The sequence below is a fragment of the Nocardia vinacea genome (assembly GCF_035920345.1).
GTDB classification, from domain to species: domain Bacteria; phylum Actinomycetota; class Actinomycetes; order Mycobacteriales; family Mycobacteriaceae; genus Nocardia; species Nocardia vinacea_A.
In genome coordinates this window covers 4,369,332-4,381,461 of sequence record NZ_CP109149.1, presented here as the reverse complement: position 1 = coordinate 4,381,461, position 12,130 = coordinate 4,369,332, and the positions used below count along the sequence as shown (strand labels likewise).

The window sequence follows — 12,130 nt, the reverse complement described above, 5'->3', positions numbered from 1 at the left end:
CAGCTCTGTCCACTGAGCTGCACGTGTTCAAAACCGGTATGCGGCAGGGTTATTCATATCCCGCAATACGAAATGCCTACCGCCATATATTCACTGTGAAGTTATGAGCACGGATGGAGGGACTCGAACCCCCAGCTCACGACTTTGGAGATCGTTGCTCTTCCGGTTGAGCTACATCCGCTGGACAAGAAAAAGGGCCGCTCCGTGGCGAGTATTTCGCCTGGAGCGGCCCCTGTTCAGGCCTTCTCGAATCGAGACCTCAGGGGCGGCTCCGGATACTCGCCTGTCGCAGCTGCGACATCAACAGCCAGGTCAGGCGCAGCTGCGACATCGGCCGCCGGGTGCCGGAACGCAATTGCCAGGCACCGGCGAGGGAGCGTAGTCCCTGGTCCTGGGTGCTGGTCATTGCCTTTGCCTTTCGTGGTTCCGATTACCGATCGATTACGTTCTGGATAACGCTAACACCGAAAGGCGCGATGAGGAACCCATTTATTCCCTACCGGCGAGTTGTCGGCGTGCCTGCAGTGTGTAAGTCAGTGGAAGGCGTTCCGGGTGCTCGTCGAGTCGCCACTCACCATTCGCCTCACGAGTCATCTGTCTTGGCAATGCCTCCCAGGGAACACTACGGGTGCTCCACCAGTCCGGTGATCGTCATGCCGAGTGCGGTCACCACATCGCCGAGTCCGTGATTCCACTCGTGCGTCATGGTCTGTGTGAATTTCGTCTCGGTCTCGACATAAGTGTTTTCAGACGAAAACGCCGTGGGCTCAGTCATTTCGAAGTAGGGATAGCCGACAGTCGGTCGGTCGGTGTGGGTTTCGTCCATGGCCCAGGTCGAACCGAACCACGTCGCTGAGGAATTCCGGATCGGCGACGAACCGGGACACGGCGTAGTCGCGCGATGCGGCATGTGCGGGCGCGCTCGTCCCAGTTCGCCCTGTTCAGGATGCGATAGTCGCCGGTCGTGCTCGCGAGGGTGACACGTCGGCCGCAGGACCCGCATGTGAAACTATAGTCAGCAACTATTCCGCTAGCTCGACAGAATGGACAAATCGGGCATGATTGCTGTCATGAAACGCGTTTCCGCCCCGGAGCCCGCATGCACGTAACCGCACTCGAATGGACCCTGACGATCGCGGTGATCCTGGGTCTGTTCGTCTTCGACTTCTTCGCCCATGTCCGCACACCACACGATCCGACCTTCAAGGAATCCGGCAGCTGGTCGGCGATCTACATCGGCCTCGCCCTGGTTTTCGGTGGATTCGTTGCCTGGAAATGGGGCTCGACCTTCGCGGGCGAGTACTACGCGGGCTTCGTCACCGAGAAGGCCCTCTCGGTGGACAACCTGTTCATCTTCGTCATCATCATGTCGAGCTTCGCGGTGCCGCGGATCTATCAGCAGAAGGTGCTGCTGATCGGCATTGTGCTGGCGCTGGTCATGCGGGGTGTGTTCATCGCCGTCGGTGCGGCGGCGATCAGCGCGTTCAGTTGGGTGTTCTATCTGTTCGGCCTGTTCCTGGTCTATACGGCCGTGAAACTGTTGCGCGAGAGCGGACACGAGGTCGAGCAGGAGGAGAAGCGCGACAGCCGGATCGTGGCGCTGACCAAACGGGTGCTCCCGACCACCGACGAATACGACGGCGACAAACTGCTCACCCGGATCGATGGCCGGCGCGTGGTCACCCCATTGTTGTTGGCACTGTTGGCAATCGGCTTCGCGGATCTGCTGTTCGCGCTGGACTCCATCCCCGCCATCTACGGTCTGACCGAGCAGCCCTACATCGTGTTCACCGCGAATGCCTTCGCGCTCATGGGTTTACGGCAGCTGTATTTCCTCATCGGCGGCCTGCTGGATCGCCTGGTCTACCTGTCCTACGGCCTTTCGGCGATTCTCGCGTTCATCGGCGTCAAACTGGTGCTGCACGCATTGCACGAGAACACCCTGCCTTTCGTCAACGGTGGTCAGCACGTCAAGGTACCGGAGATTTCCACGCCGGTCTCGCTGAGCGTGATCATCGGGATTCTGCTCATCGCGACCGTCGCGAGCCTGATCAAAACCCGCGGCGCGACCCGGTCCGCCGAGAGCCGGGTCGTCGATTAGAAGACCCGGTTGTATTCGGGCGCGATCTCGAAGCCGCGCCCGGTCGCGTCATTGCGGCAGGTCACCCCGACGGGCTGGGCCAGGCAGGTGAAGCCGGACACGCTCAGGCTCGACCCGACCGGCAGCACCGGCGCGTCGGCATCCGCTCCGGATGTGGTCCCGACGAAGTAGCCCCGGTTCACACAGAGATATCCGGCGCTCTCGCCAACGGCTAGTGCGGCCGCACTCGGGTCGATGCCCCAGCAGGCCTGCATCGCCGGCGGCGCGGGCTGAGTCGTGCCCTGGCAGCCGACTGGTCGTTTCGGCTGTCCGAACGGCTCATCGAGGAAGCCGCACGCGAGGCCGCCGTCCGCTGTACGGAAGTAGTAGCCGTCGGCGGCGCGGTATACCGACTCGTCGACCGAACCCGGTCGTAGCAACGGACGATCCCCGACCGTCAAGTTTGCCGTGGTGTCGAAATCGGCAGCCGTCGAGCAGATGGTGAGTGCGAGGCCTGCGACCGACATCGACGCGAAAATCGCGACGGATATGCGCATACGGGGGAGTCTGCGTCGGCAGGCGCGATTTCTTCCGCACCTGGCGCGGCGTGTCGCCGTAAGTTTGCTGACCGCCGAGTGTCGAGCGGCGACACGCGGCGGTCAGCCGGACGGTCAGGAAGCGAATGTGCCCATCACCGGCAGCCACTCGACCGCCCGTACATCGTCGATGAGGTTCTCGCGGGCGAACGGATCCTGCGGCAGCAGTTCCTTGATGGCTGCCTCGTCCGCTACCTGGAACAGCAGTAGTGCGCCGGAACCGTCCGGGTAGGGACCGCTGGTCAGCAGCGAGCCCGCATCGATCAGGCCGTTGAGCCAGGCCCGATGTTCCGGGCGGAAGGTGTCGCGCGCCCCGACGGTGGCATCGGAATAGGTGTAGTGCACGGCGAATATGGGCACAATCGATCCGTTCTGGTCAGAGGTTCAGCAGCATTCGAGTATTGCCGAGGGTGTTCGGTTTCACATAGCTGAGGTCGAGGAATTCGGCGACACCGGGATCGAAGGTCCGGCACATCTCCGCGTACACCTCGGCGGTCACCGGTGTGCCGTCGATTTCCACGAATCCGTGCCTGCCGAAGAAGTCCACCTCGAAGGTGAGTACGAACAGCCGTCCGAGCTCGAGTTCCCTGGCCACCGTGACCAGCCGCTCCACGATGAGCCGACCGACACCATGCCCCTTGACATCGGGATGCACCGCCACCGTGCGCACCTCGCCGAGGTCGGCCCACAGCACATGCAGCGCACCGCAGCCGACCACCCGGCCGTCGAGTTCGGCCACCCAGAATTCCTGTACCGCCTCGTACAGCGTGACCAGGTTCTTTTCCAGCAGGATCCGACCGGCGTATTCATCGACGAGGCTCTTGATCTGGGGCACATCGGAGGTTCGGGCGCGTCGCACGGCAGGGACAGACTTGTTCGCGGCAGGTGCCGCGCCCGGATACGCGTCGCTGGTCGAACCACCTAGTGGTCCCCGAGAGGTCATGGGGTGCACAGTAGTCGGCCCGGTTACCGATACTCTGAACGTGTGCCGCACATCCACCCGCTCCGCTCACCGCATCGCGTCGGCATGCGTCCGAGCCTCGTGGCGGTGGGCGTTGTGGCCTGTGCGCGGGAGCTTAGCGCCAGCGAGGCGGAGGCTGTGAGGGAGCGTAGCGAGCGAACCGTGTCACAGCCGTGCACGCACGCGCCGGAGCTGAGCGCCAGCGAGGCGGAGGCGTGAGCGTGCAGCCCGAAGAGATCGATCGACGCTGGGTCGAACCCCCGGTTCGCGCCGGGTTCGCGCCCGCCCAGGCCGATCCCGTCGTCCCGCTGATGAATATCGCGAATGTGCTCACCATGCTGCGCATCGCGCTGGTGCCGCTGTTCGTGCTCGCGCTGTTCGTGGGGGGCGGCCACCAGACCGGCTGGCGGATCGCGGCCGCCGCACTGTTCGGCATCGCCGCGATCACCGATCGCTTCGACGGGCAATTGGCGCGCAAATACGGCTTGGTCACCGATTTCGGCAAACTCGCCGATCCGATCGCGGATAAGGCGCTGATCGGTTCGGCGGTGATCGGACTGTCGATGCTCGGCGATCTGGCGTGGTGGATCACCCTGGTCATCTGCGGTCGTGAGATCGGGATCACGCTGCTGCGGCTGGTGGTGGTGCGGCGCGGGGTGATTCCGGCCGGACGCGGCGGCAAGTTGAAGACGCTGGTGCAGTCCGTCGCGATCGCGGTACTGCTGTTGCCGCTGCACGGCGGATTCGCCACCGCCGGCATGACATTGATGTATGTGGCCGTCGCGCTGACGGTCATCACCGGCCTCGACTACATGGGGCAGGCGGCGCGGTTGTGGCTCGCGGGAGGTCCGGGCCGGACACGCGGCGCATGACCGATCCGCTGACAACCGGAGCGCCCGTCGTCGAATTGGTGCGCGAGCTGGGTGCCGCCCGGCAGACCGTGGCGACCGCCGAATCGCTGACCGCGGGTCTGCTCGCGGCGACCATCGCCGGGGTGCCTGGTGCCAGCGCGGTGCTGCGCGGCGGGCTGGTCGTCTACGCGACGGAACTCAAGCACAGCCTCGCCGGCGTCAGTGACGAAGTGCTCGCGACCGAGGGGCCGGTCGCCGCGAGCACCGCCGAAGAGTTGGCCGTCGGTGCGCGGCTGCGCTGCGGTGCGGACTGGGGTATCGGATTGACCGGGGTAGCCGGACCCGAGTCTCAGGGCGGGCATGCCGTCGGCACTGTCTTCCTCGGACTGGCCGGGCCCGGGCATACCGAGGTCATGCGGCTGAAACTGGACGGCGACCGGTGGGCGATCCGAATCGGCGCTACGCACAGCGCGGTACGGGAGTTGCGTCGTATCGTGGGAGGCGGCCACTAGGCGCTGCCGCGCCTGGTTTGCCATCGTGGGAACCAACCGGGCCCTGTTCGACGTTGTGCCAGAAAGGACGGCGTGCGCAGCGCTGGTAGGCGCCTGCGGACCCGGTTACTGGGAGCTAAGGAGAACGACATGACGCTGCTGCGAGAGGCGATCGGGGACAGTCTGCGGCGTGCTCGTCTCGCCCAGAGCCGGACCCTGCGTGAGGTCTCCACCTCGGCGCGCGTGAGCCTGGGATATCTGTCGGAGGTCGAGCGGGGCCGAAAAGAGGCCTCCAGCGAACTGCTCGCCGCCATCTGCGCGGCCCTGGATGTGCCGCTGTCGCGGGTGCTCTGGGATGTGAGCACGATCATGGCCGGCGTTGACGGCCTGCCTGCCGACGCGCCCGCTCAGACCGCCGATGCACCCGAGGCGGAGCGGACCGCTGCGGCCGAACCCGCCGAGGCCGAGGCGGAGCCCGCGACCGCCACAATGTCGGTGGCGGGTGCCCGGCCACAGATCGCCGAGGACACCCGGATCGTCATTCCGGCCCCGAGGGCCGACATGCTGGTCCTGGTGAAAAGCAACTGATCATTAGACGAGAGGTGGCGTCCGCGGCCGACGCTGCGAACCGGTGCCGAAAGCGGATAGATTCTGTACTAGGTGTCAGTTGGGCCGGGTTCGCGCGGCCCGGGTGCCACATGGTGGAGGATAGGCACATATCGGGTGCGTGACGGTCGCGCACTAGAGTCGCGGTAAAAAAGCGCGGCGCATCTTATGGAGGCGGGATCAATCGATGGCTAATCCGTTCGTCAAGGCCTGGAAGTACATGATGGCCCTCTTCGATTCGAAGATCGAGGAGCATGCGGATCCGAAGGTCCAGATTCAGCAGGCTATCGAGGAAGCTCAGCGCCAGCATCAGGCCCTTTCGCAGCAGGCCGCATCGGTCATCGGCAACCAGCGTCAGCTGGAGATGAAGCTGAACCGTCAGCTCGACGATGTCGAGAAGCTCAATGCCAATACGCGCCAGGCCGTCATGCTGGCCGATCAGGCCGCCGCGGCCGGCGATACCGAGAAGGCGATCCAGTACACCAACGCCGCCGAGGCATTCGCCGCGCAGTTGGTCACCGCCGAGCAGGCCGTCGAGGACCTCAAGGTGCTGCACGACCAGTCGCTGCAGGCGGCCGCGCAGGCCAAGAAGGCGGTCGAGCAGAACGCGATGCTGTTGCAGCAGAAGGTCGCCGAGCGCACCAAGCTGCTCAGCCAGCTGGAGCAGGCCAAGATGCAGGAGCAGGTCTCGGCATCACTGCAGCGGATGGATTCGACGCTGTCCGCGCCCGGTACCACGCCGAGCCTGGATGCCGTGCGCGAGAAGATCGAGCGCCGCTACGCGAATGCGCTGGGTGCCGCCGAACTCGCGGGCAATTCGGTGCAGGGCCGGATGCTCGAGGTGCAGCAGGCCAGCATTCAGATGGCCGGACACAGCAAGCTGGAGCAGATTCGCGCCTCGATGCGTGGCGATGCGCTGCCCGCCGGCGGTGCGACCGCTCCGGCGATCAATCCGGGTGCCGCGCAGGCGAATCCGGCACAGCCACAGCCGCAGATGAACAAGGGCCAGACCGCGCAGTAATAGCCCGTCGTTCGAAGTAGAAACAGCGTTCGAAATAAATACAGTTCGGCGAGGACTGGTTCGGTGGAAGACAAGGCACGGGTACCTGGCGGATCGGCCGTCGGTCATGCTCGGGCCCTGCCTGTCCGGCCACCGCGGGTCGCGCCGAACGCGTGCCCTGGAGGAGACCGATGAGCCCGCAGGGACCTCGCGAACAAGTTAAGGGTGGTCGTCGTCGCGGTGCTGCGCTCGTGCGCGCACAGGCGGCACTCGCACCGCAGCCGGGGAGCCTGCCCGACAGTCTGCGCGAGGTGGGCGAACATGCGCTGGTCGCGGTGCGGCGCTGGGCGGATCCGCGCGAGCGGGAGTTGCGCAAGCGCCGCCGGGCCCGCCGCCGCAGCTTCCAACTGGGCACGGTCGGCGGTCTCACCACCGCGGGAACCGTTGGGCTGATGGTGCTTTCGGCACCGGTATGGGCGGTGGTCGTGGTCGGCGGGGGAGCGGTGGCGCTGGTCACCGGTACCGCGCTGAGCGCCCGTCGCTACCTCCAATTGCGCAGCGCGCCGCTGCCGCAGGCCGCCTTCGTACCGCGCAAACAGCCACCGCCATGGTCTTCCGCACGCGGGCTGATTTCTCGCCTGGTTCGGGCGGAAAAGGCGCTACACGGTCTCGGTACGCAGATCGCCCGCTCGAACCGGCTACCCGAGGACGAGCTTGCCGACATGATCGAAACTGCGGGTTCGGGCGCGGCCGCGCTGCACGCACTGGCCGCCGATATCACCGCGATGGAACAGGCACTCGGCGCCATGGGACGTTCGAAATCCGTTGCCGCGGTTGGTCTCACCGAGAATATGCAATTCGCACTCGGCCGCCTGGATAGCGGGGTCGCCGAGTACGAACAGGTGGTCGCCGCGGCGGGGCGGATTCTCGCGGTCCCCGAAAGCGCGCTGCTGCGCCACAACTTCGACACCATCGTCGCCGATCTGCGTGACGCGGCCGATCGGCTCGACGGGTGGGCGCAGGCACTCACGGAGGTGGCCGACCAGCACGCACCCACTTCGCTTCCACCACAGGGGATTTAACTCGCGTCGCGCGTGGTGGATAGCAGGCTGTAGTCCCTCGGCCGCAGCGCAGCTGGTCGAGGTCGAGCGCGTCTTCTTCGAATGTGCCCAGTAGCTGCCGAAACGGCACTGTGCTCAGAGTCCGCCGCGGGTTTCGGAACCTCCGCCCGATAACAGCCCTGCCCGCGACGCCCAAGCCTTTCACCCGGTGGATCCAGGGTCAGTAACAGTCCCAGTAGACGTTGACGTCGGCGAAGTTGTTTGTGGCCAAGTCCTTTGGATCGATGAAGCAGTAGAGGGTTCCGAAATCGCCCCAGCCCATGCCGATTTCATTGTCGGTGTCGAACTGCGCGATCAGGATCTGCCCGGATGGCGAGCCGTCCGGGCAGAAGTGTTGTTCGGCGGGGCTACCGGGGAGGACGACCCGGTCGTTGGCGCCCTGGATCTCATTGGCGCAGCCGCCGAGTTGGTGCCAGGACCAGGAGTGTCGGAAATGGACGCTGCCCAAGGCATCGAATTGCTTGTGCACCTGGTCTTCGTAGTCGCCCTGCTCGAGGAGGTGTTCGTGCATCCAGGTGATCGAGGGGATGGTTGGAACTACCGCGTAAGCCATCGGTACCCGCTTGAAGATACGGTCTTCCGCCACCAGGGCAGGCGGCGGTGTTGCCTCGCGGGTGGGCATTTCGGTGGGGAAATAATGGAATGCGCCCCCTTGGCCTCGGGTGTCTCCGAAGATCGAAATCCGGCCGCTGGTCGGCAGGTTCAGATCGGTGGTCGGCAGCGTGGCCAAGTCGATGGTGGCGACATGTTCGCAGGGGTACCGATCGCTTTCCGGCCAGGTGAATCCCGCTGGGAGCTCTGGTAATCCGCCGAAGTAGCCGATGATCTCGTCACCATCTTGGGCGTGCCGCAACCGCAGACCTTTCCGGATCATGCGCTCGAAGTCGGCATGCAGCTCTTCGGGGATGTACTCGCGCATCAGGGCGTAGAGATCAGGTTCGGTCATGCATACTTCCTTACAGTACGTGCGAGTCGTTTCGGTGCCCGCTGTCCGGTGCAGAAGTCCCGCAGTGTGCCTATTCGAACCAGAAGACGAGGAGCATGGCCCTGTCCAAGGTGACCGGCTGAACGAACTCGAGGATCGACTATGGCCCAACCGTGGTCGATCAGGTCTTGGAAACGAACCGGATGATGTCCTTGCGCGAGGTGATCATCAGTTTCTGGAAGATCGCGGTCATTTGCGTGTCGACAGTACGGAACGAACTTCCCCGATGTGTGGCTATGGCGCTGTTCGTCCAGCCTGCCGCGGCGAACGTCGCAACCTCCTGCTCTGCCTGAGTCAGCTCGTCCCAGCGCGACGAGGTCGCCGTGTGGTCGGTATCGACCGGGGGCACCTGATCCATGGGGAGTTGCCCCAACGCTAGTCGCTGGACCTCGTTCAGTTCGGAACGCAAGAGTGAGCCCTCCCGCTCAGCGGTGGCGAAGACGTCGGGTCCCAGCACGCTGCGGGCAACGTCGATGGCTCGGGTGGCTTCGTCGGCAAAGGGGCGCAGTGCTTCGATATCGGTTCCCAGCTCCGTGCGCAATGTTCTGGCACCTCCGGCGAGCCGCGCGATTTCGGTCGCCAGTGTGACGAGCTCGTCGGTATCGGTGTCCCCCGCGGCGATCGAGTCGGTGATGATCCGCGCCAGCGCCCAGTACCGAACGTGCACTGCCCAGGCCGCGCCCCACGGGTCGCGAATGGATACCAGGTGTGCCAGCGATCGACGTCCCACCGACAATGCCGCGGCCGGATCACCGTGTTTGGTCAGTGCGAGCGCCCACATCAGCTCAGTCCAGGATTTCAGCCAGTGCGCCTCGGCCGCAGTGGAATTGGTGACGTTGCGTTGTGCGATCTCCGCCGCTTGTTCTGCCGTCCCGAAGAAGCTTGCCGCCATGGCTTCGATGAGTCCGGCCATGGCCTCTCCGCCTCGATCGCCGGCGTTGCGGGACTTCTCGCGGGCGCGCGACAGCACGGTGATGGATGCCCGGGCACCGTGCACCAGCATAAGTTCTTGGCCCCACACGAATTCGACCACGGCGGGCAGCCCGAGGTCGACTTCGGGAGCCTGTCGCCAGTTCTGGCGGACTGCCGGATCGGTTGTGCAGGCGGCAACGCACTCTTCCAGCATCCGTTCGGTTTCCTCATGTTGCCCCTGCCACATGGCCACCCATCCGATCAAGGCCATCGCTACTACTTGGAGATCGGTTGGCTGCGGCGTGAGCGTGCGGCTTGCCTGCAACGTACGTTCGGTCCATCGACGGGTTTCCCGCAACGAGCCGTTGAAGAACGGCGCGCGCAAGGCGATCAGTCCCACAGAGATCTCCAAACCGGGCGCCGCTTCGCCCGGTGCGGTGAGGCTTCCCTCGATGGCGACCAGAATGTTGTCCCATGAGGCGCGCGCCCAGTTCAGATAGTCCAACTCCGCCGGGCCGAACCAATCGGCATACGCCCGCAGGACCTTGTTGCGGTAGTACTGCCGATGTTTCGCGGCAATCTGTGCGGAGTCGTCTGTGTCGCCGGTCGAATACTCCTGTAATCGCTGATGAGCGAACACCCGAATCGTCTCCAGCAACGAGTACCGAACGGTGGTCCCGGTGCGGTGCAGTACTGCGAGCGCCTGGTCGACCAGGCGCTCGAGCAATCCCTCGACAACCTCCCTCGCTACCCGCACCGTGCCAGCCGGGGCGAGCTCTCCGTCGTCGGCGCACACAGCCTCGATGGCTTCCAGGTCGGCACCCACATCGAGCCTGAAGGGGTGGTCGTCCTCTTCCGGGTTCGTGTCGTGCCCTGCGGCGAATACCGACATTCGCGCCAGGAGCAGGCGTTCCTGGTCAGTGCACAGGTCGTACGACCACGCGATCACGTCGGGAACCCGTTGATGGCGCGCGTCCACCCCCGCCTGCCACGCTGGCGACCACCGCATTCGCCGGTCGTTCGCGCCGCCGCTCAACTCCTGGAGGATGGTCGCGAGGGGCTGGCGGCGCAGCCGGGCGGCGGCGAGCCGGAGGTATAGCGGGTTGTTGTGCATGTGGTGGCAGATCAGCCGCGCTGTCTCGACCTGCTCGGTATCGGTGACAGCGTGACCGGTGAGCTCCGCGCGCCGCTGGAACAATGTCAGTGCCTGCCGCTGCGACAGTGGTGGAACCTCCACCAGGTGCTCGTCGACCCAGCCCACCGGCCCGCGGCTGGTGGCGAGGATGACCAGACCCGGTGCCGCCTCCAGCAGCGCCGCGATGAGCGCACCGGTCTCGGCGAGTACATGTTCACAGTTGTCCAGGACCACCAGAGTCCGCGGTGTCCGCCCGGCCCCGCTCTTGACGGTGAGCTTGTCGACCAGTGCGTTCCACGCCGATCGCCCCGAGAAGTCGGCGTCGAGCACCGCGTGCGCGACTTCTTCTTCCACCGCGGTGAAGTCGGATCCTTTGGCCAGCCTCGCCAACCGGACCCAGTACACCGGCGTACTAGTGGCCTTGCGAAACTGGCCGACCGCTTCGGCCGCCAGCCGAGTCTTCCCGATACCGCCCATTCCGGTCAGGGTGATCAACCGCGCCGAACCCATGAGCAGGGTTCTGATCCGCTGCAGCTCTGGACCCCGGCCGACAAAAGCGTTCACGGTCGCTGGATACTCAGCGGCAATCCGTCGGTCCCTGGTCGACATAGCGGTCAAGCTCCTTCTTCGCACCGGATGTCGTCGTCAAAGAACCGCGTTGACAAGGCGTTCCATTCTCCGGAGTGAACTCGAGAACGGTGTTCCGGCTGTCGCGTTTCCCGACCATACCCGCTAAGTGCCCATGCCCCGTACGGATCTATTCCCAACCCGTACGTAGGCGCTTCGGCCGTTGGTTCATACCGCGTCGTCGCCATGGCTTTGCATGCCGATCGACCGCGTGCGGGTGGTCCTGTGCCGCAACGGCATTCACAACTCGCGCGGAACCGCACCGAGGTGCGCCGCAGATCGTCGGCCGGGAGCGGTTCCGGTGATCGCCGGGTACGTACGTAGCCCGGGACGTCGGCACCGACGGCTACCGATGCGGGCCATCTACGTACTCGACCAGACTGATCGTGACCGCATGCGCCGTCCACCTGGTCGGACCGGCCACAGCGACTGAGCAGCGGCCAACACCGGTGAAGCAGGAATGCGAGGATCCGCAACGTGTTGCGGGCCGGGGCTGGTGGGGCCCGCGATGTAGCTGCACGACGGGGCTGCGACCTTGGGGCAATGGAGAGGTAGTGGCCCGGATTGACCGACTTGCAGAGGGTGAGCATCGCGGTCGTCGGCATAGAGGCGCTGTTCATCGTTGCGGCCCTGTGTTGGCCGCCCCGCCAACGGCCGGCCCGCCACTATTGGCATCTGGTTGTTCGCCACGGCAAACGTCGTCGTGCGTTGGTCGAGCGCCGGAATGTCGTCATCGCGACGACGCGAATACCCACCACCTCGGCA

General features: G+C 65.0%; 13 protein-coding genes and 1 tRNA gene. 6 read left to right on the top strand and 8 right to left on the bottom strand.

The window, feature by feature from the left end; genetic code table 11:
• Positions 1-108 precede the first annotated feature (108 nt).
• The 3 genes from OIE68_RS20260 to OIE68_RS20250 all read right to left on the bottom strand — a co-directional run bounded on the left by OIE68_RS20260 (position 109) and on the right by OIE68_RS20250 (position 826).
• Positions 109-181, bottom strand: a tRNA-Trp gene (locus OIE68_RS20260).
• Between the two features lie 78 nt (positions 182-259).
• Positions 260-406 carry a hypothetical protein gene (locus tag OIE68_RS20255; protein WP_157187247.1) on the bottom strand — a complete coding sequence of 49 codons (147 nt, stop codon included), beginning with the start codon at positions 404-406 and terminating at the stop codon, positions 260-262.
• 216 nt (positions 407-622) lie between these two features.
• On the bottom strand, positions 623-826 hold the full coding sequence (locus OIE68_RS20250) for a hypothetical protein (RefSeq protein WP_327100933.1): 204 nt from the start codon (positions 824-826) through the stop codon (positions 623-625).
• 273 nt (positions 827-1,099) lie between these two features.
• On the opposite strand from OIE68_RS20250, the gene OIE68_RS20245 reads away from it, so the two are divergent.
• Positions 1,100-2,101, top strand: coding sequence for a TerC family protein (locus tag OIE68_RS20245; protein WP_327100932.1), 1,002 nt, complete (start codon positions 1,100-1,102; stop codon positions 2,099-2,101).
• Here the strand turns inward: OIE68_RS20245 and OIE68_RS20240 are convergent.
• The 3 genes from OIE68_RS20240 to OIE68_RS20230 form a co-directional block, all read right to left on the bottom strand.
• Positions 2,098-2,637: a hypothetical protein gene (locus OIE68_RS20240; RefSeq protein WP_327100931.1), complete on the bottom strand. Its 540-nt coding sequence runs from the start codon at positions 2,635-2,637 to the stop codon at positions 2,098-2,100. The two genes, OIE68_RS20245 and OIE68_RS20240, sit on opposite strands and share 4 nt — an antisense overlap.
• 114 nt (positions 2,638-2,751) lie before the next feature.
• On the bottom strand, positions 2,752-3,036 hold the full coding sequence (locus tag OIE68_RS20235; protein ID WP_327100930.1) for a YciI family protein: 285 nt from the start codon (positions 3,034-3,036) through the stop codon (positions 2,752-2,754).
• A gap of 16 nt (positions 3,037-3,052) precedes the next feature.
• Positions 3,053-3,619: an amino-acid N-acetyltransferase gene (locus tag OIE68_RS20230; RefSeq protein WP_327100929.1), complete on the bottom strand. Its 567-nt coding sequence runs from the start codon at positions 3,617-3,619 to the stop codon at positions 3,053-3,055.
• A 233-nt stretch (positions 3,620-3,852) separates the two neighbouring features.
• Between OIE68_RS20230 and pgsA the strand changes: the two genes are divergently transcribed.
• From pgsA to pspM, 5 genes are all read left to right on the top strand, one after another.
• Positions 3,853-4,509, top strand: a complete 657-nt coding sequence (pgsA, locus tag OIE68_RS20225) for a CDP-diacylglycerol--glycerol-3-phosphate 3-phosphatidyltransferase (protein WP_327100928.1) — start codon at positions 3,853-3,855, stop codon at positions 4,507-4,509.
• Complete coding sequence (locus tag OIE68_RS20220) at positions 4,506-5,000, top strand: CinA family protein (protein ID WP_040692922.1); 495 nt, start codon at positions 4,506-4,508, stop codon at positions 4,998-5,000. Before pgsA ends, OIE68_RS20220 begins: the two co-directional genes overlap by 4 nt.
• A gap of 129 nt (positions 5,001-5,129) precedes the next feature.
• Entirely contained in the window at positions 5,130-5,567 is a 438-nt protein-coding gene (locus tag OIE68_RS20215) for a helix-turn-helix transcriptional regulator (RefSeq protein WP_327100927.1), read from the top strand.
• Between the two features lie 205 nt (positions 5,568-5,772).
• Positions 5,773-6,606, top strand: coding sequence for a phage shock protein PspA (gene pspA / locus OIE68_RS20210; RefSeq protein ID WP_327100926.1), 834 nt, complete (start codon positions 5,773-5,775; stop codon positions 6,604-6,606).
• Between the two features lie 170 nt (positions 6,607-6,776).
• Positions 6,777-7,667 (top strand): phage shock envelope stress response protein PspM, encoded by an 891-nt coding sequence (gene pspM / locus OIE68_RS20205; protein ID WP_327100925.1) that lies wholly within the window; start codon positions 6,777-6,779, stop codon positions 7,665-7,667.
• Between the two features lie 199 nt (positions 7,668-7,866).
• On the opposite strand, the gene OIE68_RS20200 is transcribed toward pspM, so the two are convergent.
• Together OIE68_RS20200 and OIE68_RS20195 are read right to left on the bottom strand one after the other, a co-directional pair.
• The gene (locus OIE68_RS20200; protein WP_327100924.1) at positions 7,867-8,652 is read right to left on the bottom strand and encodes a DUF1963 domain-containing protein; all 786 of its coding nucleotides are present in this window, start codon (positions 8,650-8,652) and stop codon (positions 7,867-7,869) included.
• 160 nt (positions 8,653-8,812) lie between these two features.
• Positions 8,813-11,302, bottom strand: a complete 2,490-nt coding sequence (locus tag OIE68_RS20195) for an AAA family ATPase (protein WP_327100923.1) — start codon at positions 11,300-11,302, stop codon at positions 8,813-8,815.
• Positions 11,303-12,130: the final 828 nt, after the last annotated feature.